Source organism: Halomonas sp. AOP7-E1-9, assembly GCF_052376035.1.
Classification (GTDB): Bacteria; Pseudomonadota; Gammaproteobacteria; order Pseudomonadales; family Halomonadaceae; genus Vreelandella; species Vreelandella citrativorans.
On sequence record NZ_JBQSVC010000028.1, the window covers coordinates 32,572 to 56,017 of the forward strand.

Annotated in this window: 18 protein-coding genes; 1 reads left to right on the forward strand and 17 read right to left on the reverse strand. The window is 56.8% G+C overall.

The annotated features are described in order from the left end of the window. The 17 genes from ACT3R4_RS14190 to tssB all read right to left on the reverse strand — a co-directional run bounded on the left by ACT3R4_RS14190 (window position 1) and on the right by tssB (window position 22,297). Entirely contained in the window at window positions 1–1,962 is a 1,962-nt protein-coding gene (locus ACT3R4_RS14190; RefSeq protein WP_441679384.1) for a type VI secretion system Vgr family protein, read from the reverse strand. Between the two features lies 1 nt (window position 1,963). Further along, window positions 1,964–2,251 carry a type VI secretion system PAAR protein gene (locus tag ACT3R4_RS14195; protein WP_192528360.1) on the reverse strand — a complete coding sequence of 96 codons (288 nt, stop codon included), beginning with the start codon at window positions 2,249–2,251 and terminating at the stop codon, window positions 1,964–1,966. A gap of 67 nt (window positions 2,252–2,318) precedes the next feature. Next, entirely contained in the window at window positions 2,319–2,903 is a 585-nt protein-coding gene (locus ACT3R4_RS14200) for a GNAT family N-acetyltransferase (protein WP_192528359.1), read from the reverse strand. Next, window positions 2,887–6,534 carry a type VI secretion system membrane subunit TssM gene (gene tssM / locus ACT3R4_RS14205; RefSeq protein ID WP_193054726.1) on the reverse strand — a complete coding sequence of 1,216 codons (3,648 nt, stop codon included), beginning with the start codon at window positions 6,532–6,534 and terminating at the stop codon, window positions 2,887–2,889. The genes ACT3R4_RS14200 and tssM overlap by 17 nt, the downstream gene beginning before the upstream one ends. Before the next feature lie 36 nt (window positions 6,535–6,570). Beyond that, a complete protein-coding gene (gene tssA, locus ACT3R4_RS14210) occupies window positions 6,571–8,034 on the reverse strand; it encodes a type VI secretion system protein TssA (protein ID WP_193054727.1) in 1,464 nt (487 codons plus the stop codon). Window positions 8,035–8,044: 10 nt separating this feature from the next. Further along, on the reverse strand, window positions 8,045–8,698 hold the full coding sequence (gene vasI / locus ACT3R4_RS14215) for a type VI secretion system-associated protein VasI (RefSeq protein WP_193054728.1): 654 nt from the start codon (window positions 8,696–8,698) through the stop codon (window positions 8,045–8,047). Further along, on the reverse strand, window positions 8,695–10,299 hold the full coding sequence (locus ACT3R4_RS14220) for a sigma-54 interaction domain-containing protein (protein WP_193054729.1): 1,605 nt from the start codon (window positions 10,297–10,299) through the stop codon (window positions 8,695–8,697). Before ACT3R4_RS14220 ends, vasI begins: the two co-directional genes overlap by 4 nt. A 3-nt stretch (window positions 10,300–10,302) precedes the next feature. Continuing rightward, complete coding sequence (gene tssH / locus ACT3R4_RS14225; protein WP_193054730.1) at window positions 10,303–12,921, reverse strand: type VI secretion system ATPase TssH; 2,619 nt, start codon at window positions 12,919–12,921, stop codon at window positions 10,303–10,305. Window positions 12,922–12,929: 8 nt separating this feature from the next. Continuing rightward, entirely contained in the window at window positions 12,930–13,772 is an 843-nt protein-coding gene (icmH, locus tag ACT3R4_RS14230; RefSeq protein WP_192528353.1) for a type IVB secretion system protein IcmH/DotU, read from the reverse strand. Window positions 13,773–13,775: 3 nt separating this feature from the next. After that, window positions 13,776–15,110: a type VI secretion system baseplate subunit TssK gene (gene tssK, locus ACT3R4_RS14235; RefSeq protein ID WP_192528352.1), complete on the reverse strand. Its 1,335-nt coding sequence runs from the start codon at window positions 15,108–15,110 to the stop codon at window positions 13,776–13,778. Beyond that, window positions 15,110–15,661, reverse strand: coding sequence for a type VI secretion system lipoprotein TssJ (tssJ, locus tag ACT3R4_RS14240; protein WP_441679385.1), 552 nt, complete (start codon window positions 15,659–15,661; stop codon window positions 15,110–15,112). Before tssJ ends, tssK begins: the two co-directional genes overlap by 1 nt. Beyond that, window positions 15,658–17,037 carry a type VI secretion system-associated FHA domain protein TagH gene (gene tagH, locus ACT3R4_RS14245; RefSeq protein WP_441679386.1) on the reverse strand — a complete coding sequence of 460 codons (1,380 nt, stop codon included), beginning with the start codon at window positions 17,035–17,037 and terminating at the stop codon, window positions 15,658–15,660. Before tagH ends, tssJ begins: the two co-directional genes overlap by 4 nt. 3 nt (window positions 17,038–17,040) lie before the next feature. After that, complete coding sequence (gene tssG / locus ACT3R4_RS14250; protein WP_441679387.1) at window positions 17,041–18,063, reverse strand: type VI secretion system baseplate subunit TssG; 1,023 nt, start codon at window positions 18,061–18,063, stop codon at window positions 17,041–17,043. Then, window positions 18,027–19,790 (reverse strand): type VI secretion system baseplate subunit TssF, encoded by a 1,764-nt coding sequence (tssF, locus tag ACT3R4_RS14255; RefSeq protein WP_441679388.1) that lies wholly within the window; start codon window positions 19,788–19,790, stop codon window positions 18,027–18,029. Before tssF ends, tssG begins: the two co-directional genes overlap by 37 nt. 18 nt (window positions 19,791–19,808) lie before the next feature. Next, window positions 19,809–20,240, reverse strand: a complete 432-nt coding sequence (tssE, locus tag ACT3R4_RS14260; protein ID WP_193054734.1) for a type VI secretion system baseplate subunit TssE — start codon at window positions 20,238–20,240, stop codon at window positions 19,809–19,811. A 15-nt stretch (window positions 20,241–20,255) separates the two neighbouring features. Continuing rightward, window positions 20,256–21,734 (reverse strand): type VI secretion system contractile sheath large subunit, encoded by a 1,479-nt coding sequence (gene tssC / locus ACT3R4_RS14265; protein WP_441679389.1) that lies wholly within the window; start codon window positions 21,732–21,734, stop codon window positions 20,256–20,258. Window positions 21,735–21,790: 56 nt separating this feature from the next. Further along, complete coding sequence (tssB, locus tag ACT3R4_RS14270) at window positions 21,791–22,297, reverse strand: type VI secretion system contractile sheath small subunit (protein WP_193054736.1); 507 nt, start codon at window positions 22,295–22,297, stop codon at window positions 21,791–21,793. 614 nt (window positions 22,298–22,911) lie between these two features. Between tssB and ACT3R4_RS14275 the strand changes: the two genes are divergently transcribed. Next, window positions 22,912–23,430, forward strand: a complete 519-nt coding sequence (locus tag ACT3R4_RS14275; protein ID WP_193054737.1) for an Hcp family type VI secretion system effector — start codon at window positions 22,912–22,914, stop codon at window positions 23,428–23,430. Window positions 23,431–23,446 lie beyond the last annotated feature (16 nt).

Consider the following 23,446-nt stretch of genomic DNA (forward strand, 5'->3'; position numbering starts at 1 on the left):
TTACTCCTCTTCCAGCGGACAGTGAGACACGAAGGGGCTGCCTTCGCCCGCGGCTACTTCCAGTACGGCAGGCACCGGTGGCAGAGCTGCGGCGCTAGGTGATGCCGAACCCACGTTCAGTACCGGTGTCACATCCACACTGCCGCCGGAGAGTACCAGTGCCGACCCGCCCGCGACCAGCGTGATCTTGGTCGCATCGAGAATGAGTTCGCCGTCGGCCTTGAAGGTAATATCGCCATTGGCATGGGTTTGATAGTTGCCCCCAACCTTTAACCCGCGCTCGCCATCGATCTGTTCGGTGTGGTTGGTGTGCACGGTGACATCACGATTGCCATCAATGGTTTCCACACGATCCTTGGCCACCGCCAGGTGTGAGTTATTGCCAATGGTGGCGGTATCATCGAACTCGATGCGCTTCTGGCGGGAGTTCAGGACATGCAGCTCCAGATTCTTCTGAGCATGCATGTAGATGAACTCTTCCCCCGCCTGGTCTTCAAAACAGAGTTCGTTAAACCCTTCGCCCTGATGGGTCTGGGTTTTAATACTGGTACGGGTTTTATGCTCGGGTAAGGGGTACGGTGAAAGATTACCCGCATGATAGGTACGTCCGGTGACCAGCGGCTGGTCGGGGTCGCCTTCGAGGAAGGAAACGATCACTTCGTGGCCGATGCGCGGAATCGCAATGCTTCCATAACCGCCGCCTGCCCAGCCCTGAGCCACACGCACCCAGCAGCTGGCGGTTTCATTGGGTTCGGCGTAGCGGTCCCAAGGGAACTGTACTTTTACGCGACCGTGTTCGTCGCAGTAGATCTCCTCGCCTTCCGGGCCGACCACAAACGCGACCTGGGGGCCGTCCACGCGGGGTTTGGGATTGGGCGTGGGGCGCCAGGGGGCGTCGCCGGGTATGAGGGTGACCTGGTTGGCGTAGCGTGTCATGCCGCTGGCATCGCTGTGCGTCATACCATCTTCTTCCAGCGCCTGGGGCTGCTCGCCTACGTGGCGTGCCTCTACCACTTGCCAGTCGCGGTTAAGGCTTTGCGTGTCGTGGTCGGTCAGGCTGAAGCGCACGCCGGGGGCAAGTTCGGGCAGGTCGCTTTCAGCATTCGCGGTGATCGCTTCGCGGCGAAGCTCTTCCAGACGGATGCGGGTAAACGGCTGGCCCGAGGCGTCCTGCTTGTAGCGGCCGGGGTAATCGAAGTGTTCGTAATCCGTCTGCTGGCCGTGAGCTTCCACGTCGCGGCCCAGGTGTTCGTGCAGTTGGGCGTAGGCCGGGTTCTTGAAGCTGTAGTCTTTCAGGGTGGCAGTGGCCGCCGCCACACGGGCAGTGTGGCTGAGCTTGCGCACATGGCGGGTGGGCGCGGTGCCGCCAGCACGGCTGTGGTAGGTGCGCTCGCCTAAATTTGCCAGCACTTGAGGATCATCGGCAAACACTAGCCGGTGAGCGCTCTCTTCAAATTCATGGAAGTAGAACAAGCCCTCTTCGGCGGCGAGGCGTTCGATAAATGCCAGATCGGTCTCGCGGTACTGCACGCAGTATTCACGCTCGGGCAGCTCGCGGGTGACGGCGAAGGCCACATCGGTAATGCCGCGCTCATCACACAGGGTATTGATGATGGTTAGCGGGTCGACTTTCTGGAAGATACGCGAGTTATGGCGCAACGAAAGCCGCCAGAGCGCCGGGCGCAGCACCAGGGAGTAGAAGGTGCGCCGATGGCCGCGGTCGCCGCGACCAAACTCGCTAACGATACCGTGCACGTGACGCAACGCTTCACCATCCTGCCAAACGGTCAGGGTGGCTTCGCGGTCCAGCAGCTCGGCGGCGTCCAGGCGGCCGTCGCGGCTGGCCAGGTTGAGTACCAGTTCAAAAGGCTGGGAGAGCGCTTCGCGGTGGGTAAAGTCGATCACCGCGATATCATCAACGCCGGGTAACGTCAGGGTAAATTGCAATCCTGTGCTTGCCATCTTAACTGCCCTCTCCTGAACCTGAACCAATGACGACACCACCGCAATCGACCGCATGGCCTGTTAAAGCAGCTGGTTTGCCGTCAATAAGAATCGTGCCGGAACCCTGGGCTATCGCCCGTGGGTGCGGGGGGTGATTGGGCTTATCGTGAGGCTCTAACGGGTCACCTACTCGGGCCACCGGTTTGCCATCCATGATGACCGTGCCACTACCCGCAATGACGGGCGTAGGGGGATAACCATCATGGTCGGTTCCTATATCACCTACGAGTACAAATTTCTGGCCCATTACCACTGCTCCTTTTCTGGTCCCGTATCTTCCGTCCTGCCTGCCACTCTGCTGTCGTGCTGGCGGGCTACTCATCCCACTGAGCGGGGGCTTCGTAACTTGCCACTTCCAGGGCATCCACGTGCTGACGGGTAAAGCCTGCCGCCTCCAGGCTGTCGATGGCCGAATGGCAGGCCAGCGGCAGGCGTGTTTGCAGTGGTACGCCACTTAAGCTGCGCCGTATCGCCATCAGCAGGCGAGTACCGTGGCCACTGCCCTTCCACTCCCGACTGATATAGAAAAACTTGAGCTGCCAGGCGGCTTCGTCATCAGGCCGACAGACAAGCACCATACCCAGCGGTGGGCCTTCACCATGACGAAGTGCTAGCAGGCGGCCCTGCCAGTGCACTACCTGGCCATTTTCCCGCTGCATCCACACCTGGCGATTAACGGTGAATTCAAGCGCTCGACGCAACGTGTCGAGCACGCTTTTATCGCGCAGCACCCATGGTGAGTGGCCTTTTGCATCGGCGTGATACACCGCCTCGATAAAGCTGTCGATATCCTCGTTGCGCGCATCCTCCAATGGGCGCGAGCGCTTTGCGCCATGACGCTGGCGTGTGGCGGGCGTTACCCCGCCCGAGGTAAACAGCTGCTTAAGTTTGGTCAGCATTGCCACCTCGCTCGGCGTAAAGGGCAGACGGCAGTTGGAAGCCTGCCGCCAGCGGGCGTGTGAAGGGGTTAGGCGCGCCGTTGGCAAACAGGCGATAGCGCATGGTGCCGCCGTCAACGTTGAACCTGAGTTCAAGTTCGCGCTCGCTTACACTGGTAATATCGGCCTGTTCCAGAAGCCGAAACCATGCCCAGGCGCCATCCTGGGTAACGCTGCGCGGTGAGCGGTTCACCTCGCTCGGCACCATGGTGATGCGGCTTTCGGTGCCGCCGCGTAGCGCGTTTGGCCAAATCATCGACACACGCTGGCTAGCACTGTGGGCATACTCGATCAGTTGCCCATCGACGCTGATCACGCTGCGCCGCTTGTCCGGTGAAAGGCTGATGGGTTCAAGCGCAAACTCCACGTCCAGCGCGCCGTCGCGGCTGAAGTAGGCGCGACGGATCTGCTCGGCCTGCTGAATGGCGGTGTACAGGCTGTCGCGCAGCAGCGAATTACCTTCGGCATCCACCAGGTACTCAGGCGCACCTTCGATAAAAGGCTGCAAGCTGTCCTGGTAGAAGGTGTCCAGCGTGCCACCTGGGGCGAAGAAGTCCTCAAAATCGCTCAGCGCCACTTCCTGGCTGGCATTAGGCGCCAGCGGGTAGCGGCCTGCCAGGCGCTCCTGATAGGGCGCGACCACGTCATCCAGCCACTGGCTTTCAAGGTGACGCGTGGCACTGGCCATCATCAGTTGCCAGCTCTGGTCGGCCAGGTTGTGCAGCATGCGGCCCACCGGCTCTGGCGTACTATCGGCAATGCGCTGCAGGTTGTAGATGGGGTCATTACCGCGCAGCGACAGGCGGTCACGCACGCTAACGAAGGCGGCACGCCCTGTATTGCTCGACTCCTCAATCTCCATCAAGTAATCACGCAACGCGGTTACCGCCGTTTTAATCTCCTCAAGCGAAGAGGGATTATTGTTACGCGCTTGGCTTAGCTGATTGATGGGCGTGAACGGCTGCTCAATGGCAAACGCAAGCTGGTAACGCTGCGATTGGCGGAGCGCCTCACGGGCCTGCTCGTCATCGTCGGGGAGCTCGGGGTAGAGGCTGGTATTGCGTTCCACCGCGGCCAACAACCTGTCAAGCGGACGCTGACTGCCCACCAGAGCATCTGCCACCACAATGGCCTGATGAATATCGGGCAGTGGCACTAGCTGGGTATCACGCAGGGCATCGCGCCAGCTGGCATGGTAATCCCCTACATAATGCTCACGCAGGGCCACCTGAAGCTGCTGCCGGTCGGCTTCGCTGAAATTGATGTTATCGCGCTGACCCAGCACCCAGACATCAATCAGAGCAAGCTCCGTCGCCCGGTCAAGCTCTTGTAGGAAGTAGTTCTCAAAGCCATCGCGGGTGAGCAGATGCGGCAAGCGCACATTTTCAGGGTCATCGTTACGCGACATAAACACGGTGTTGAACAGCGTGCCCACGCTGCGGCGTAGGTCCAACGGCTCCCCTTGACGATTACCGGCGGCCTTAAGGGCAGCGTATACCCGTTCGTCGATGGGCTGGCGTGACAACTCCTGCTGAGAGGCGGCAATACTTCCCTGAAGCGGGGCCATAGCCTGCTCGGCGCTCGGGCTGCCTTCGGCAATACGGCCTTCAAGGTCGCTATGTTCCAGCGCGTAGTCCAAATGCATCAATAGTCGCTGCTGAACCTCGCCCTGCTGGGGAAAGCTCCCCTGCCAGCGGTTGGCCATAAATCGCTCAACGCGCTCCGGCTGACGGCCACTGGCATCCGACATCATGCGCAGTACACGCAATAGAGAAAGCTTCGTGTTACTGCCCTCTTCGGCGCGGTTCATATCGTCCATGATGCCGATCATCAGCGCGGGCAGGAACTGACGCTCCAGCATGGCAAGATAGGCACGTTCCACCTGGGCACCAATGACATGCCCCTGATACAGCCCCATATCCGCTAAATAAGGCGTATGTGTGCGGTATCCGTCGAACGTTTCCAGGGCATAGCGCAGCCGGTCAAGTGGGTCCAGTAGTTCAAAACCAGTGGGATCATCACTCTGGAAGGCTTCAGGCTGGGTGGCCAAAAAGGTTTCTGCTCGCTGCTCAACCGCCGCGAGCGATACGCTGTTTTTCTGATAAAAATGCGTCCAACCGCCTACCAGAATAACCCCTAGCACCAGGCATGCCGCCAGGCTTGCCTTGCGCACGCGCCTGCGCCGTTGAGTAACTCGGGCGTTGTCACCGGCAAGCCCCGCCTCCGGGTAAATAACCTTATCGAACAGCTCTTCGGTAAAGTAGAGCGCGCTGCGCGTGGCCCGATGAGCAGGCTGAACACTGTCATCCATTCCATAGCGCCGGGCAGCAGCATCCACGAACGGGTCTTCCGGCACGCCTTGCTGATACACCGACGTAAAGTAGGCACCACGCACCATGGCAGCGGTTGAAAAGCGGTCACTGGAAAGTGCCTCCGTCAAAAAGCCAAACAGCACCTCGCGCAGCCCTGCCAGTTGCCGCACAAAACGGAAGACGGATTCACGCTCTTCACGGTCGCGGCACTCGGAAAGCATGGAAGGCATCAGTTGGTTCAGGCGCGCCAGCATGGCGTCGTAGTCGGCCTCGAACTCTGCTTCCCACTTGCCCGGGGTGTCCATGGATGCAGGGGTAAACGTAAAGCCCAGCGGCGCTCGGCGAGCAGCACGAGAGTAGTGACGAAAGAAATCATCAAAGCCGTGCAGCAAATCCATCTTGCTGAACGTGACGTAAACGGGCAGGCGAGTGCCGTGACGCTCCATCAGTTCGCGTAATCGGCTGCGCAGAAGCGCGGCATAGGCTTTGCGAACGGCAACCTGGGCATGGCTTAGTCGTGCAAGATCCAGCACCAGCACGACACCATCCAGCGGGCGCTGGGGGCGATTACGCTCCAGCCAGCCAACAAAGTGGTCCCACAGCCTGCGCTGAAGCTCTTGAGGCTCGCCTCCTTCCATTGCCCCTTGGGTTAACAGCTCGCCATCAGGGTCAATCAGTACGGCCTTATCGCCAATCCACCAATCGAACCCCAGTTGGCCTTGTTTACTGCTCTGCCCCGAGGCTTTCATGACATGGGTGAGGGCAAAGTTCTGGCCGGAGCGGTTGATCAGGCTGGTTTTTCCAGCATTTTCCACGCCCATCACCAAATACCACGGCAAGCGATAACGGCTGTTGCTGCCCCCCAGGCTGTCGGAAATCTCGTTGAGCGCAAGGTTAAGAGAGGTTTCCTGACGCTCAACCTGAGACATGATCGGGTCTTGCAGGCGCGCTTCTTCTTGCTGGCGCTCGTCATCCAGGCTGCGTAGCCGCCGGGCAAGACGTACGCCCCATATAACAGCAACGAGCGTTACGACCGCTAGCGTTGCCAGCAGGCGGTTGGTCAGCGGGGCAAGAGGCATCATGTCACCCACTTCCCAGCGTGGCCCCAACCACCAGATTGCGACCACTAGGACAACCAACAGTAGCGCCCATAGCAGCGTGGATAGCCGCAGCAGCCCTTTGGCTTTATTGCCGTGAGCATTGGCTCGATTTTTTGCTGTTTGCGCCCGCGACAAGCCAGGCACCCAGCGGCTCAGCTTCGACGTTATGGTTGACCACATTAGCCTTATCCCTCGTCCCTTTAATGATGACCGTTATCAGTGCGTTTCTTGGACCGCAGCGTTCAAGCGTGATACCAACGCGGGTTCCCACTGCTCTAACGCAAGCGCAGTTACCGTTTGCTGCAACGTGCGATAGTGCTGCTGAGCCAGGCTTTCCAGCCCTGTCTCATGCAGCAAATCAGCACTGGCCAGTCGCCAGTACGCACTTTCCCTTGGTGTTCTGGCACTGCTTAGGCCCTGATCAAGCACCTTTAGCGCCTTGCCTATATCGCCGCTTTCCACGGCTTCGCGCGCCTCTTCAAGCCCGGCATGCCAAGCCTCGCCACCCCCAACCGCGCCGCCGCTGTTTTCGGTGCTGTATAGCCAGCGCTTCGTTTCTTCATCAACAAACAAAGCGCCGCTGTTAAAAGTAAGCGCCTCGATACCCGCCAAGCGCTCTACAAACCGCAGTGTTTCATCTCGGATCGCCTCCGCGCAGCGGGTGTGGCCAAGCTGCTTGGCAAGCCCGGCGCTCAGGCGATGCCCTTCCAACCAATAGGGGCTTAGCGCCAGGCTATTTTCGATACGCTGCCAAAGCTCGTTGTCTCCCCCCTTGGCTAGCGCCTCACGATAATCAGCGACACGATCAGCCGACACCGGCGCAAGTTCAGTTTTGCCGTTCTCCTTGGCGGCGGGCAGCGCTTGAATCGTGCTCCATACCGCATAACGGCGCAGGCGGTAGGCTAAGGGTTCTCCTGGCGATTGCTCGCCTAAAAACTCCGCCATCTTGAGCAGCGCTTGACGGTTAGAACGCTCGTTTCCCGCCTCCAGGCGAAGCTCAGGCGCCTTGGCCGCTGAAGGCGTGGTGGTGGCCTGCTCCTGGCGGCCAGCAGATTGCCCTGCTGCCTGCCCGGATGACTCTTGAGAAGGCGCTTGAGAAGCGGCTTGCGCAGGCTGTTGAGTGGGCCGCTTGGCGTTTAACTGGCGGCTTAATTCGGCAACCGCCTCGTCCGGCAGCGACTTCTCGGCCACCTGATGCTCAAGCTCTTTCAGCGAGGATTGGCACGCTTCAAACTCATCATCGGCATTGTGAAAATCGAGCGTTGATACGAGCTTGACGCTGCGCTGGATTAACTGCTGAAACAGCCTGGGGCGCATCTTGGCGCCGCGTTTTCCTGCAAACGGGTAAGCCTGTTCCCACCAGGGCTGGGCAATACTCCGGGCAAGCAAACGAAGCGAGAGTGCAAAGCGCACGCCGCTACTACCGTGCTGCATACAGTGCATCAAATGCCCCAGCACTTTTAGGTCCTTGCCTCGCTCGCTCAGCATACGGATGGCCAGCGCCTCGGCGACGTCCCACTCCACCGTTGCGTGCTGGAGCGAACCTATCTTCATCATTTCCTCATCCAGCGTCAGATAGTCATTGCTATCTTCAACGGGAACGCCCACCTGCTCCCCCTGAGCATTGGCGGCCAAGGGTGCCAGTAAGGGGGCTAGTTGTGACTCGGCAGTAATGCGCATAAAACCTTCCTTACCAGCGGCACGCTTCGCGTAGCGGGGCAATGTCCTGGCGCAGCCCCGCCACGTTAAAACGCAGTCCATCCAGTTCTTTTATATCGCTGCGCAGCGTGACTTCATTGGCATCAAGCAATTGGCGCAGCGTGTCGATGGCAGGTAGTCCACGCCCACCACTAACGACCCGGCCACCGTCGCGTATGCGCCACTGCTGCTGCACTGCACGCCCATTTCCTGTGATCTGCAGGTCCACTCGGGCACCGCTGATAGGCGTGGGAAGATGTAGCTGGAAACGAGTGATCAGCCTTTCGCAGGCCACCACCATGATGGGCCTGGGTGGTGTCGTTCCCAGTGCGGGCACGCTGATCAGCACGCTCTCGCCGGATTCATTCACTATCAGCCCAACGTTGTCATCAGGCCGGGCTGACTCCTGACGCTCAATGGCTCGCCAGAGCGCGGGCAGTTCGTTTTCACCAACACTGAGATTTGCCTCCAGAAAAAGCGCGTCATAGCAATTCAGTCGCTCCAGGCGCGAGGTCTCTTCCGCACAGGTTTGAGCGCTCTTAAGCAATCCGCTTTGTTCATCTGCCTTTGAAGGCGCACAGGCCAACAGGCAGAGCATCAGCAAGCCACCGATGGTCCACTGGCGTTTTAGCAGCATCGCGTTCATTTAATATCCAGTTCCAGTAGCTGACATTTATGAGCCAGAGTTCGCTTGGGCAGCCCAAGGCTTTGCGCCGTTTGCGCACGATTACCACCAAAGCGACTCAATCGCTGACGAATAATGATGGATTCGATATCACGCATCGCTTGGCGAAGATCAACAATGTCGTTGGGCAGTGCCAGCGTAGCGTCTTCGCCAGGTGGCGGCGTTTCTTCCAAACCGCTGCCGGTTAAAAAGCCACCTTGCTCGCCGGGCAGCAGGTACGTATCAATGTCTGCATCGTGAGGTGTCATCGCACAGGCGTAATCAATCACGTTTTTAAGCTCACGGACGTTGCCCGGATACTCCCGACGATAAAGCAGGCGCAAGGCCGCTGGGGTAATTCCCATTTCGTCGCGCCCCTCTCGGGCGCAGAAATCGGTAATAAAGGATTGTGCTAGCTGGGCGATATCATCCCGGCGCTCGCTCAGGGGCGGCAGGGTGATCGGAAACTGACCGAGCCGGTAGTAAAGGTCCGCACGAAATCGCTGTTCCTTGATCTGTTCACGCAGTGGCTGGTGCGTTGCAGCCACCACGCGCAGGTCGGCGCAGCGCTCCTCGTTTTCTCCCAGCGGGCGGTAGCGACCGCTTTCGAGTACGCGTAACAACTTGGCTTGCAGCGCCAGCGGCATATCCCCGATCTCATCGAGAAACAACGTACCGCCATCAGCCTGACTGATAAGCCCTTCTCGAGCATGCTCAGCCCCCGAGAACGCGCCCTTACCATGCCCAAACAATTCAGACTCCAGCAGCGTTTCAGGGATGGCGGCGCAATTGATCGCCATAAAGGGGCCTTCCGCGCGCGCCGAAAGCTGGTGCATGGCGCGCGCTACGCGATCCTTGCCGGTACCGGTTTCACCTTGCAAAAGTACCGCCAGGTTTGTCTCTGCCGCTCGTACGATATGCCGACGCAGTGCCTGCATGGCGCTAGAGTGTCCGAGCAGCTCCTCAGCTAGCCGATCAGCCAGCGCCTGACGCCGCGCGCCATCGTTCAGTTTGGTCAAGGAGTCTTGCAGTATCTGCGAGCGGTGACGCTCGCCCTGCTCCCTGGCAAGTCGCGTCCATAGCCGACACAGAAGCCCTTCAAACGCTGCCATGCCGGGATCTTCAGCGAGCACCTTCAACCGTGCTTGCGTACCCGCCAGCACGATTACTCCCAACCATTCACGCCCGCTTTGCCCTCCACGCAGTGGCCGAATGTGAAGATGCAGTGAAGCGCCTAGCGATGCCACCTGGGACTGGAAGCCGGGATGATCCAAGCGAATGCGTGCATCAGCAACGCTAAGCAGCAGCGGCTTGCCACTGCGAATAACATGCGCATAGGGATGATGAAAGTCGCCGCAGTCGAACTGGTCCTCGCCGACATCTCGACCCAGCCAGCGCCCGCTCCCATCAATGTAAAGGCACTCCGCGAGCGCCAACCCAAGGTGGCGCTGCAAGAGCGTGGCCGAGCGCTGACGCAGAGCAGCAGCGCTGAGGCTCTCCACCAGGGTTAACGCCAACGGCATGGCCGAAAGCTCAGCCGATAGCGCCGAACCAGCGGTAGTGGGAACAGCAGGCTCCGTCATGGGCTAGGCAACCTCTGCCGTGAAGGTGCCGCTTTGCGCGTCGACGCCCAGCACTACGCTGGAAACCGCCTCACGGCGCGCCATGCGCTCAAGCAGTGCCTTGGAAAGCGGCGGCAGCAGCTCACCATCGATCACTGACTCCAACATACGAGCGCCGTTTTCGCTGCGTGTGGCACGTGCACATATCGCCTCAGCCAAGGCCTCTTCCAGCACCACATCCGCCTGACGATGACGCTCACGGATACGGGCTGACAGGGTATTGAGCTTGGCTTTAACAATGTCGCGCAGCGTATCGCTATCCAGCGGCAAGTAAGGCACCACTTCCATGCGCGCCAGCAGAGCCGGTTTGAAAAACTCGGCAAGCACGGGATAAAGCGCCGCATCCAGCGCTGTGGCATTCTGCCCGTGGGCCACAATCGCTTCGTAGCCCAGGTTAGAGGTGAGGAAGAACAGTACGTTTTTACAATCGATCAGTCGCCCTTCGCCATCGGCCAGCTCGCCTTTATCGAACGCCTGGTAGAAGAGATTCAGCACATCAGGGTGAGCTTTCTCGACTTCATCCAACAGGACCACCGAGTAAGGGCGCTGGCGTATCGCTTCGGTCAGTAACCCGCCCTCGCCAAACCCTACATAGCCAGGAGGAGAACCTATCAACCGTGAAACCGTGTGCTTTTCCTGATACTCAGACATATTGATAGTGGTCAGGAACTGGCGACCGCCGTACAGCTGGTCGGCAATCTGTACCACGGTTTCCGTTTTACCCACGCCACTCGGGCCAACAAGCAGGAAAGCACCTAACGGGCGACCCGGACGACGCAAATCGGCACGCGCCGTCAGCAGATGGCGGTGAATACGTTCGATCGCCGTGTTCTGGCCTTGAATCTGTTCGCCCAAGTGAGCGGGGAGTTCGGTCAAACGCGTCAGCTCATCGCTGGTCATCCGCTCAACCGGTACGCCCGTCCAGTCACCAATGACTTGAGCGATCTGGGCCTCTTCAACGCTTGGATTGACCAGCGCATGAGACTGCTGCAGTCGCGCCAGCTGTTGTTCACGCTCGGCAAGTTCAGCATGTTGATCGTCGTTTTGATCGCTGTCATAGACGCCATCGGCATCCAACAGTTGGCGGTGCAGGGTCACAATCGCATCAACGCATTCACGCTGCTCGTGCCAAGCGGCTTCAAGCGTGGCGAGTTCAGCTTCAAGCGACATCAAACGCTCGTTAAGCGCTTGGCTCATCGAGGCATCTGGTTCACGGCCCAGTAACTGTTCGCGAGCCAGGTGATCGCGCTCGCGCAGGGCAGCGGTGTGCTCGCTTTGCAGGTGACTTAATTTGCGCGGCGGCGTATCCAGTGCTTGCGCCAACCGTGTACACGCCGTATCCAGTACATCAATGGCTTTATCCGGCAATTGACGACCGGCCAAATAGCGGGCAGAAAGAGACGCCGCCGCGCGCAGGCCGCTGTCGCCGACCAGTACGCCGTGGGCACGCTCATACACGTCTCGTAATCCGCGTAGAATGACCAAGGCCTGATCGACGCTGGGCTCGGAAAGCGCGACGGGCTGGAAACGGCGTGAAAGCGCCGGGTCTTTCTCAAAGTACTTTTTGTACTCGCGCCAGGTCGTCGCGGCAATCGTGCGTAGCTCGCCACGCGCCAGCGCCGGTTTCAATAAATTGGCCGCATCGCCACCACCTTCCTGATTACCGGCACCAATTAACGTATGCGCTTCGTCGATAAACAGTAGCGTGGGGCACGGGGCGTTTTTAACTTCATCAATCACCGCCTTAAGGCGTTTTTCAAACTCGCCTTTGACCGCAGCACCCGCTTGTAAAGCGCCGAGGTCCAGCGTCAATAGCTCTACACCTGCCAGCGCGGTAGGCACCTGGCCTGCCACAATACGTGCAGCCAGCCCTTCTACCACCGCACTTTTGCCGACCCCCGCATCGCCAATCACAATAGGGTTATTCTTACGCCGACGCCCAAGGATATCGAGCATCTGATCAATTTCAGGATCCCGGCCAAGTACAGGGTCAAGTTCACCCTTGCGTGCCTGCTCCGTAAGTGAGGTCGCAAAGCGAGCAAGCGCACTATCATCGCCAGAGCCATGCGTGCCTACACGCTGAGTGCTGGCACTCGCTTCCTGAGGCGCCTCTGCCGAATCAGCCGTCAAGCGGTTAAGGTGGCGGCGCAGGTTTTCCCGGTTAATCTCGGCAAGCAAACGCACTGAACCCGCGCCAAGATAGCGCTCCGGGTTATGCAAAAGAGCAGTAAAGACGGCACCGCTACGCAGCGTCTGATGCTGGTACTCGGTGGATGCCAGTAGCCACGCATCCTGGAGCAGTTCAACCAGCAACGGTGAAAAGCTGGGAGTTGCCACCTCCAGATTGCGCGGCGGGCGCGTTTCTTCTGCCAACTGGGCACGCAAGGCAGCGGTATCGACCTCAAGGTCTTCACAGATACAGCGTACATCGCATAGGGGTTGATCAAGCATCGCCTGTAGCAAATGCCCGGCGGTAACCTCAGGCGCCTGCTGCTGCGCGCACAGCACGGCCGCTTGCTCAAGCCCTTGGCGAGCAATCGTATTAAGGCGGTCAATAAGCGCCGGTAGCTCTACCCTGAGCATGGTATCTCCTAGCGATAAAGTTGGTTAAGAAGCGTCGTAATCTGTTCGGCCTGCTGATCAAGCGACCATGAGAACCCTAGATAAACAGCCACCATGGCGATGCCGAAGAGCGCAAAAATTCCCCAGGTCGGAAAACTACCCGTGCGCTGAGAGCGCCCCTGCACCACGTTTTTAAGCGGCTGAGTCAGTGTGTCTTCAGCGGGTTGTTCCAGAGAGGAGAGCTGGTCGCCTAGCGCGCGAACAATCTGTTCATATTCATCGCGGCCATGGGACATGACGCGATAACGGCCTTCAAACCCAAGACACAGGCACAGGTAGATAAAGGCCAGCATGTCGCGATAGCGCTGAGGCTCTTGCTGCAGGCGCGCCAGAATGGAGAACACTTTTTCGCCTCCCCATGTTTCGTTATGAAACCGGGTTAACAACGAGTGTTCGGCCCACTTGCTTTGCCGCCCCCAAGGCATACCCATCACCGCTTCGTCGATAAAGGAGCAAAGCACATAGCGGTAGGCAAGCAGCGTGGCGCGATCATAGCCCTGCTCGGTCAGTTCGATCTCAATAGCCGCAATTTCATCCACCACTTGGCGGTAAAGACGCTCGATATCACTCGCGCTATCAAGTTGGCGAACTCTAACCACCATGCCTAACAGGCTGCTGGCAGCATCTACCAAGGGATTCAGGTTATGCCCGCGCAGCCGGAACCAGTAGTCCTCGTCAGCGTCCAGCTGCTCTGCATGGCTATGAATGAGGTGCTCTAACCCTCGCTCGTTAATGAGGTCCTCGTGGCGCATTTTTTGCGGCGCGGCAACCCCACGCGTCGAGCGTTGCCCATCAGTGACAAGATGTTGCATGGTTTAACTCCTGATCGCCCAGAACTGCATTTCCAACCCCGGAAACTCCCCGGCCACGTGGAACGCAAAGCCGCTGGCACCGTTAAGCATTCCCCACGCTTCGCTTTGGCGGTCCAACTGGAAGTAGGTGTAGCCTGCGTGATAAGGCAGCTCGCGAGGTGCCACCGGCAGCGGCTCAAGCGGTATGCCGGGCAATTGCAGGCTAATAAGATCACGGATCCGCTCGACGCTGGCGACTTTGGTTTGCTGAAGAAACAGCTTGCGCAGGCGCTCGTTGGGCATGTCAGCGCGCACGGCAAGGATAAACTCGGCAGATTCGATCAGGCTGAGATCAGAAAGCGGTGCGACCAGCAGGCCAAAGCGGCGTGACTGCAACTGGATAGCCACTGCCCGTGGTTCAAGCACGGTAGAAAGCGCTTGGCGCAGCATTTTCATCAACGGCTTGAAGGCCCGTTCGGGGTGATCATGGTCGTAGGCCGGGCATTCGGGCGGCAGCCGGGACTCATCCGTAAAAGTCACCAGCTCACAGGCGATTTCATGCATGGTGTCGTAGAGACGCTCAGGATGCAGCTGCCCCAAACGCGCCAGATGCTGGAAGCGAGGCTGAGCACGATTAAGCAGCTGAAGGAGCATAAAATCAGCCACATCCGCAACGCCTGCCTGGTGGGGCGTAGAAAGCCTCTGGGCGATATTGCGAGCGCGCTCGCGCATCAGGCCCGCCATTTCGCCCACAAAGCGCTGTAACCCCGGCGCCGCTTGCACGTTTAGCAGGGTGGGCAGGAACTGTTCATCCAGCACCAGGCTACCGTCGGGCCGACGCTCAACGATGCGCGCCACGGCTAGACAGGCATAGCCACTGCGGTCATCACGCTCCAGCAGTAAGCGCGGCGACACCCTGGCGACCTCAAGTTCGGCGGTGGCGCCATCCTGTGAGTGAAGGTCCCGTACGCTACGCGATGCGTGACGATAACGGGCAGGCAGGTCATCGCCTGGCCAGCGCACCTCGCCCACCCCATCGGTTGCCAGCGGCAAGCCAAGATAGACGACCTGGTTGGTGATGCTTGCATCATCAATTTCAAGCGGCGTTGGCTCGACATCATCGACAGGCAAATGGAAGGCCACGCCATCAGGCATGACACCGCTGGCCCGACTGATCGCTACCCGCCCAAAGCTTAGAAATTCGTTATTCAACTCAAGGGACAAAAACCCGTAAAGGTAGTGGCTGACCCCTTTTAGACGCGTGTCCAACAGCCCTTCAAGGCTGCGTTGCTGCTGTTGGAAGTGCTGAGGCTTGATAAACAGGCCTTCGCTCCATACCACTCGATTCCGGCTAGCCATTACTCCTCCTTCCTTAGCTCAACTTCATTGTCACGGAGGTGAACCAACAGGTGGTAATGCTCTCCACTGCTGGTTACTTTCACGACTTTTTTCCATTCCGCCTCGTTAGGCGTGGCATAAAAAGCAATTAGCCCGATGTAGCGTGTTTCTTCATCAACCGCGAACGGTTCATAGAACTTCCACTGGCCCGGCAGCAAGGTAAAGTCGTCATGGGTCAGGTAGTTCGTACCCAGCGCTCCCTCCAGGTCTTCCTGCAGTTGGCTTAAGTCAGCAGCCATCAACATGGAGTCATCTTTCAGCTGTAGCACCTGAAAACGTAGCGGCGCGCCATCGCCTTCCACATTGGGGTTCATGTTGGGCTCGGCCACCATGCTGAGATCCACCGTCGTGGGGCGCTCTTCGGGGTAGCCGACGGGAATGGAGGGGTCGCGCATTACCTGCCACGTTTTACCCGCAGCCTCCCGAGTCGATGCACAACCGGCCAACAGAAGAAGCACGCAGAACAGCCCGGCAAGGCGAATTAGCGTCATGCTCAGGCCTGAGGCGCTCATGCACCCTCCCGTTGCTGGCGGCGTACGGACTGGTCATAGCCTTGCTCAAACACTTCCCAGAAAAGCTTTTGAAAGCCCTGCTGACGGCCAGAGTTCAACTCGCGGTAATAGTGCTGATACATCTCCCAGGCCCAGCCATCTTCGTTCTCAATGCGATTACCAGCGCCTCGATAGGCGTGAAAACGTTTGAGCAACGCCTCGGGAGAGAAGGCGTCCAAAATGGCACCCAACGCTTGGCCGATGGCCTCTTCAACCGCTGCCTGATGCTGCCCTTGATGACGCAGGCTTTCAGCAACCGCTTCAGGGGCTGACAGGTGAACGGGGCTGCGTTGTGCAGAGAACATGGTTTCTGCCGTCTCTTCAAACGACAGGCCAAGCCGGATAGGATTATCTTCAATAGGCTGCAAACGCCGATCACGAAGCGGGTACTTGCTATCGTTTTGGCTCTGTTGCAGTAACCGGAGACCATCGATAGTAGCGCGTAGCGTATGGCCCGCCTCTTCCAGGAACGCCTGCTGTTCTTCGCTATTTCGAAAAGGCAGATCAAGCCCTAACCCTCTCAGCAACGGGTCGGCACCTATATGACCAAGCGCCTGAGTGGTTGGCTGCTGCCAGCGATCTTCTAACTGTTCGCCAACAGAGCGCTCCAAGTCGTTTAGCTGCCGTTCATCCATGCCACTGCTCCTCTGTTTTGTCGTGCCATTCAAGGGTTTGATATCGGGAAGGCGCACCGCGTCATCGCGATGCTCTTTCTGTGGCCACTCGCTGGCGTGGCTACGGTAGAAGCCGGGATTCGCATCCAATGGCTCCAACGTGGAGGGTGGCGCGGCCTCCTTATCAAGCGCGACCATGGGGTCATGCTGCATGGCCCCGGGCACAACACCGCCTAACGCTTCTATAGGGTCTTCCTGCTGAGTAGGGTGTTGCCGCTCCTGCCTACTTCCCACCGGCCAAGCGGCATGTTCATGCGCCGTGACGTCGTCTTGCTCTTCATCAATCAGCGTGGTGAGCGAATGGACCCCAGGCTGCCAGGCGTGCCGGTCGCCTGAGTGTACTTTCAGGCGATAGACGCCAATCGTCAGCTCATCACCATCGCGCAGGGCAACTTTACGATTGCGCCCTACCGGCAGCGTGGCGCGATTGATATACGTGTGGCCGCTTGAGTCAATCAGACAAAACTTGCCATCCATCCTGGTAATCTCGGCATGCTGAGGGCGCACTTTTCCGGCGTGGTCCTGTAGCAGCCAGTCATCGTAATCACTGCTGCCAAGCGTTCCTCCCTCCCCCTGGAAGACATAGCTACTGGACGAACGGCCTTCCAGCTGTTCGCTGTTCATAACCACTAAGGTCACGGCGTCAAACGGATCGACTTGCATGCGTTAACTCATCATCTGAATGCGTACACGGCGACGCGTAGAGGTATCGTCACCATCAGGGTCTACAAACGTTGTCCAGCCCAACTGACATGATCCACCATCACCCAACCGCATGGGCTTAACCTCACTTTCCAGCAGCTCAAGCTCCAGGTCATAGGCGAGCGGCTCTCGCAGTACAAAGCTAACCAACGTCTTTAGCGGTTGATGCTCTTCCCCATCGGGCAGAAAGTCTCGGAAACGCTCAAGGGTCAAGCCACGCAGACACAGCGCAAATTTGCCTTTTACATCGGCCACACGCTCGCCTACGACCATGTCCTCACCCAGCGTCATACCCGTCATTCCCATGCGGCTACGCTGGTTCAGCGGGATCTCCACCCAACGGTGAACCCACTCCTCGATGTCCACACTGGCCAAGTCAAAGCAGTGGCTGACGATACCAGTGACCACATCCGGCGAGCGTGAGCGACCTGCCAGAAGCCCCGCATAAGCCAGCATCTTGCTCCAGTTGATGGGGGTCTCGCCGCGCAGGTCACTGTCGGCAAGCCCCACCAATGCAAAGACGGCTGCTGAAAAGCCATCCCGCGCATTGTCCTGATAGCGCACGTAGTGACGATACTTCCGCCAGTTCTGATGCATCAGGGTCAACAGGCGATGATTGAAAAAATCCAAAAAGTCGCCTGCCGCGCCCTCCTGATGCGCAGACTCATGCGCCAGTGCCTCCAGGTAGTAGCTGGGTAACGGAGATTGCGCGCCCTGCAGCCCCAGGAAACTCACTTCCATTTCATACTGGCCACGCTCACCAACGCCCAGTGCCAACACATCGCTTCCCGGAAAACCGAGCGAGGATGAGGCCTTGTAGCGCACCCGTTGAAAAGAAGGCACGCCCTCACTATGGCGCTGCTCCTGATCATCTTCGTGATGCCGGTGCAGCAGTTCGACCAGTTGAAAAAACTCGTAGCGGCGCGCCTTTTGAATCAGGGGTGCCAACGCTACATCTGTGGCTGTTGCCCTTCCTGTAGGCTCCATACGTAGCGTTCCTGGTTATGGCGATTAATGACCTGCAACTCGTGAAACGAATTAATGCTGGCGTAAAGTGATAAGAAGCGGGCGAGCACGCTGCCAAACAGGTACAAACTGCCTTCATCGCCGAACGCATCCTGATCAAGCGTCATGACGGAGCGCAAACCGCGCACCGGTAGGCCTTTACGAAGACGATCAACCGGCTGTGTGTCGATACTGATAATGCCCGCCAAACGCTTTTGGGCAATGCGCTCGGCCTGACGATCAACCAGGGCGCGGAAGTCATACGCTCTCAATACCGAACACAGCGCATCGCGATTGAGCAGCGAAAGATAGTTAAGCGACAGGTTTGAAATCAGTATCCATAACAACCCATCGTCAATGGCTGGCCGAAGCACGGGAGTGGGCCGGGTAATATTGGAAAACGTGGCAAACGAGGGGCTTTTTTCCGTGCCGACACATATATCGCCAACGGTTAGCTGCTCTGGCAGTTCCCGATTGGAACAGGTCAGCGCAAGAGAAACGGTTTCCCGGCGCCCCAGGCACTCCTGCTCATCCTCACGTATAAACGCAATATCGTGATCAAACCCATCGCTGCGCAGGCTATTGCCAACACGCACACGAAAGTGAAGCGCTTGGCGCCCTCTATCCCGTTCAATCTGATGCTGAAAACTCTCAAAGGGAACATATCGCCGCGAAACGGTCTGCGAGCTACTTTGCTCGCCTTCCAGGCGGCCTGACACATTATCCACGCTGAATATTTCATAATGCGAGGGCGCCTTGCTACTGGGCCTAATGCGGTACTCGCTACGCTCGCCTGTCAGGTCGATAGGCTCTGCATCGTGTTCAAAAAGGTTAATGGCAGGCGTACAGTAAAGCGCCAGGTGCTCGTTTTGGAGACGAGCATCCGCAGGCAACGGTCGCGCAAAGACAAACCGAAGCGTGACCCGTTGCGCAGGCGTTGCCGGTAGCGCCTGATCCAGCCCCAGCACATCAAAGAAATGGAATGCCTCTGGAAAACAGAGATACTCCTGCAGTATGCGATACCCCTGGTGCACATTGCTTGGATAGGGTAGCAATGCCTGCTCACGCTCAAACCCCACGGCCTTCAGCGCACTGGCAGGAAGCGTTTGACGGTTCCCATCAATGTCGAGTTCAAGACGTGAAAGGTAATGGCTCATCCACAAATAAAGCGTGCGCGCTGTGTAAGTATCGCCTCCCAAGTGCAAACGCAGTGACGTTATCCCCATTTCGTTCATGGGCTGGTCACTTTGTACATCCATCGCTAGCTCGACAAGTGAGGTTTCACGCGTGTGCCGCGCCTCTACACCTGCATGCTCCAGCGGATAAAGCCTAACGTCATGACAGGTACGAAACTGACAAGACGTGTTTTCAACAGCGTTACTGGCAAGCTCGGTTCCCCGGCTCACCTGCTGATGCTGGCTCAAGGAGTGCCACATGGGCGTGAACTGCACAACGGTCATGCTTGGCACGGGCCGCAAGTAGTTCGGCCACAACATGCTGATCAATGAGTGAGTAAGTTCCGGGAACTCATCTTCCACTTTTTCTCGCATGCGCCCGGTCAGGAATGCAAAGCCCTCAAGCAACCGCTCAACGTCCGGGTCCGTGCTTCGTTCAGACAGAAACCGGCTCAGGCTCGGGTTTGCTTCAGCAAACTCGCGTCCCTGGCGTTTTAAGAAATTGAGTTCATCGCGATAATAACGGTTGAGCATGAGTGCCCCTTGGGTCCATCAATTGAGACACTGATAACGCTTGTTGTTTAACAGTAGATCTATAGTAGTGAGCGCACTGTCCCTGCCTAACGCTACCGTTGCATGAACCTGAAAATGCAGCTGCAACGGGTCGCCGGAATTGGGCAGCGACTCGACATCAACCCGCTTTACACGCGGTTCAAATTGTTCAATGCATTGGCGAATGGCCTGCTGGATGTTGAGTTCCAGGTCCAGCACACCAATGGTGGCGTCATTGAAATCAAGCAGGCCCAGTTCAGGCGCGCAGGGGCTGTTGCCTGGATGGCTATTAAGCAATTCAACCAAGTGACGTTTGATCGACTCGACCACCTCCATCAACCGCTCCTCTTCTTTAAGAGTCGCAGGTTGATGGGGTGCAGCAAGGCGTTCAAACAACCGACTACTTAACAAGCTACTACTGCCAGTTGCCATGACTTCGCCAGCCCTTTATTCCTTGTCGAGACGTCCGACCAGTGATAGCTCAAAATTTGCCCCCATATATTTGAAATGCGGGCGTACTGCCATTGAGACCTGGTACCAGCCTGGCTCGCCTTCAACATCGGATACTTGAATCGAGGCGGCACGCAGCGGACGGCGGCTGCGCACATCGGATGGCGGGTTTTCCTGATCAGCTACGTATTGGCGAATCCATGCGTTAAGTTCGCGTTCAAGATCCTGGCGCTCTTTCCAGGAACCAATCTGCTCACGCTGCAGCACTTTGATGTAATGCGCCAAGCGGTTAATGATGAACATGTAAGGAAGCTGTGTACCCAGTTTGAAGTTTGTTTCCGCCGCTTTACCTTCAGCGGTATTAGGAAACACCTTCGGCTTTTGCACTGAGTTAGCTGAGAAGAAAGCAGCATTGTCACTGCCTTTGCGCATGGTTAGTGAGATAAAGCCCTCTTCGGCCATCTCAAACTCGCGCCGGTCAGTAATCAATACTTCGGTCGGGATTTTGGCTTGTAGCTGGCCAAAAGCCTCATAGGTGTGCACCGGCAAATTTTCGACAGCACCGCCACTTTGCGGGCCAATAATATTGGGGCACCAGCGATATTTAGCGAAGCTGTCCGTTAAGCGCTCGGCCAACAGGTAAGAGGTGTTGCCCCAGAGATAATGCTCGTGATCTTCACTAACCGTTTCGCGGTAGTTGAAAGTTTTAACCGGATTTTCAATAGGGTCGTACGGCGTACGTAGCAAAAATCGTGGCGCCGTTAATCCCAGGTAGCGTGCATCGTCGGACTCACGCAAGCTGCGCCAGCGCGCGTATTTCGGGCCTTCAAAAATAGCTTTGAAATCCTTGATGTTAGGCAGTTCTTCAAAGCTATCAATACCGAAGAAGGAAGGCGCTACCGACGACATGAAGGGAGCGTGCGCCATTGCACCTACGGCTGCGGAGTGCTGCAGAAGCTTCATGTCCGGGGTGGAAGGCGTGAAATCGTAATGCCCAATGATTCCGGCAACAGGTTCACCACCAAATTGACCATATCCCGCGTTATAAACGTGGTGATAGAGAGCGCTTTGACTTATTTCAGGGGCGAATTCAAAGTCCTCAAGCAGTTCCTGCTTTGTTGCATGTAGAACGTCTAATTTTATATTTTCACGAAAATCAGTGCGATCCACGAGAAGCTTCAAACCACGCCAGGCAGATTCCAGCTGCTGGAAATCATGTTCATGCAGAATTTCGTCGACTTGATGGCTAATTTTGCGATCAAGCTCAACAATCATGCTATCAACAAGTGATTTATTGACGGTAGGTGCTTCATCGTTACTGTTCAAAAGCTCTGCTATAAAGGCAGCCACGCCCTGCTTGGCAACGTCGTAGCCTTCATCTGCCGGGGCCATCCGCGTTTGGGCCATGACCTGATCAAGAAGCGAATCTTCTGTTGTTTCTGTTACTGCTGCTTGCTGCTTAGCCGTTTTGCTCATTGCTGTGCCTCGAATTCGTTTTACCGTTTGATAGGTGCGCTACTTGCGATAAACCGTTATTCGCTCGTGCTATCGGTATCCAGCAGTTCCAGCTCGTTCAAAAGTTGCTGGCGAGCATCATCGTTCTCAAGAAGCTTCTGCAAACGGTCACGAAATGCCGGGACATTGCCCAACGGCCCCTTAAGGGCTACCAGGGCTTCGCGCAACTCGACCAGCTTACGCAGTTCGGGAACTTGCTTGGCAATGGCATCTGGCGAGAAATCGTCGAGCGATTTGAAGGTGAGATCAACCGCCATATCCGACGGCTCTTCGCTATCGTCCAAGCGATTAGGCACAGCAGCTTGAAGCGTCAGTCCGGCTTCACGCATAACAGACTGGAAGTTGTTTTTATCAACCGAAACAGCCTGACGTTCTTCGATAGGGGTTTCTTCTTCGCCGCCTTTAAAATCGCCAACAACCAGCAATTTTAACGGAAGCTCAGTCTCAGCCTGTTGGCCATCGGTAGCTGGCACGTACTTAATGTTGATGCGCTCTTTAGGCGCAACGGTTCCTTGTTTAGCCATGTCACTCCGCCCTGGAAGAAGTTTCTTAATGTAACCGTGAACAATTCTCAATCAGGCAACGTTAGCGAAACAGGGATAAATTCTCTACCTTCCCCCAAAAAGTGGAGACAAAACGCCGGCAGTGAAAAGCCGTCCATTTAACCGGATTATCGGCGAAGAACGCAGCATATTAGAGCAAGACTTAAATATTATATTTTTAGAAAAGGCGCTTGTAAGAAATATCTTACAAAAACTATCAGTGATGGCTTACATGATTGCCCACTTTTAAGCGCAATCTTCATGGAAAGGAAACAGAATAAGAGGAGGCTAAGGCTGTTTTTAGCTGTAAAACAGGCCAAGCCAATAACAAACACGAACAACACTACTTACCCAAAGATACAAAAAGAATCTTTTTATACACAAAGTTACGCACATGCCTATTTCTAGCGCGAAAACAAGCAATTTATTGCCAGGCAGGCAAGGAGTTGCTTGAAAATAAGCGAACCATTGCCTAACTATAACTAACTAAATTAATAAGCCTATGAATAATAAACAAAAAAAAATAATGGCATAGCACTTGCCCTCTATATTCGTGTCCACTGGACATTATTCACTTTTTCGTCAAGGAGCAGACTATGCCAACACCATGTTATATCAGCATCGAAGGCCAAACTCAGGGCAACATCACTGCCGGTGCTTTTACACCTGATTCCGTAGGCAACATCTACGTTGAGGGCCACGAAGACGAAATGCTGGTACAAGAGTTCAAGCACGTCGTCACCGTGCCAACTGACCCGCAGTCAGGCCAGCCTTCCGGTCAGCGTGCCCACAAACCCTTCGTTTTCACAGTTGCTTTAAACAAGTCTGTGCCACTGATGTATAACGCTCTCGCCTCTGGTGAGATGCTGCCCAATGTGACACTGAAATGGTACCGCACCTCTGTGGAAGGCAAGCAAGAGCACTTCTTCACCACGTCACTGACGGATGCCACTATTGTTGATATCAACCTGCGCATGCCGCACGCTCAGGACATTAACAAGTCAGAATTCACCCAGTTGATGGACGTCTCTTTGGCGTACCGTAAGATTGACTGGGAACACACCGTTGCCGGCACCTCTGGCTCGGACGACTGGCGCGCACCTATCGAAGGCTAAACCTTTTCGATGCTCG